The following is a 1,180-nucleotide window of genomic DNA, read 5'->3' as shown; positions in this document are numbered from 1 at the left end:
TGTATCGCTAAAAGGGTAGCGACTTCCCTTGCTGTATAAACCTTTTGCTGTTTCTTTGTGTCACCTGACATATCACACTACCTCCTGCTATGTCCTATGATATGTCATTCGATATATAAAAGAAAAGTTCCTTTTAAAAGATGATTTAGACTTATATTTTAGAATCACGTGGCCGCCTTCGTTTTGGGGTGTGAGGCTGGCTTAAAAAATAGTGTAGATAGATCATGAAAAAGAGTAGAATTTTGGACAGTTGCTCTGGCGGTTCGGCAGGTATAATGGCCGCCACAAGTCGATCATCATTAACTTCGTTTTGGGTATGTTCGGCTTGGCGATATAACCAACCCTGCCGAAATTTAAAATACAAGGAGAAAAGAGTGGAGATTTTTTAAGTGATCTTTTTAAAAAATACTACTCGCACCTTGTATTTTAAATAGCTATTTAAGTTTTACAGTTTTAACGAAAAAAGTATAAAAAGACCCTTGCAATTCTATCAGCGAATTGCTATTTAAATAGAGTGAGAAGAGTGAAGTACAAGAACCTTATTATATCAATGTTTATAGAAGGAGAGGTGTGTCCAAAAAGACACACCTGTGTGTCCAAAAAGACACACCTAAAAAATGTAAATGAAGTATAAGGTGAAAAAAGCAAGGGGAAATTTCCCCTTGCTTTTAAAATAAATATATAGGTAAATTATGTTTTTTAGAGCTTCCTTCTACTTTAAAATTTTTTAAAGAACGTCTAAAGATTCTTTGAGTTGCTTTATCTACATCATCCCTTGCCGAACAACACATAATATTAGGGTTTACAAACCAAGTTCTACTAGTACATACCCTACCATCTTCCGTTGTCATTCCAGTTTCTGCTACGGCTAAGATACCTAGCTTCATTAGTTCATTCATCATTTTAGAAACTTTAGCTCTCTCTCGTCCTAATTTTTTAGCTAAATAACTAGGTGAAGCTGCATTCTCGCTTATCTCTTCTAAGTCTTCTTCAGGACGTTCTATAAGGATATTCGTTTTAAATTCAACATAAGGAACTAAATCTAATAAAAATGCTTTTTGTGCATTAGACAAGTATTTTATTTGGCTCAAATAATTATAGTTTTCCATAAGTATTTGCACAAATCTCACCCCATCAGTTTTTTTCTTTCGCTTACCGATGAAATAATTATCTCCAGTAG

At 34.2% G+C, this 1,180-nt stretch carries 1 protein-coding gene; it reads right to left on the bottom strand.

The window, feature by feature from the left end:
* Positions 1-668: 668 nt before the first annotated feature.
* A partial coding sequence (locus tag TMES_RS21920) for a MarR family transcriptional regulator (protein WP_143589776.1) occupies positions 669-1,180 on the bottom strand: 512 nt, incomplete at its 5' end.

It is taken from the genome of Thalassospira mesophila, assembly GCF_002115755.1.
GTDB classification, from domain to species: domain Bacteria; phylum Pseudomonadota; class Alphaproteobacteria; order Rhodospirillales; family Thalassospiraceae; genus Thalassospira; species Thalassospira mesophila.
Note: the sequence above shows the minus strand (reverse complement) of the source record. Positions and strands in the feature narration are given on the sequence as shown.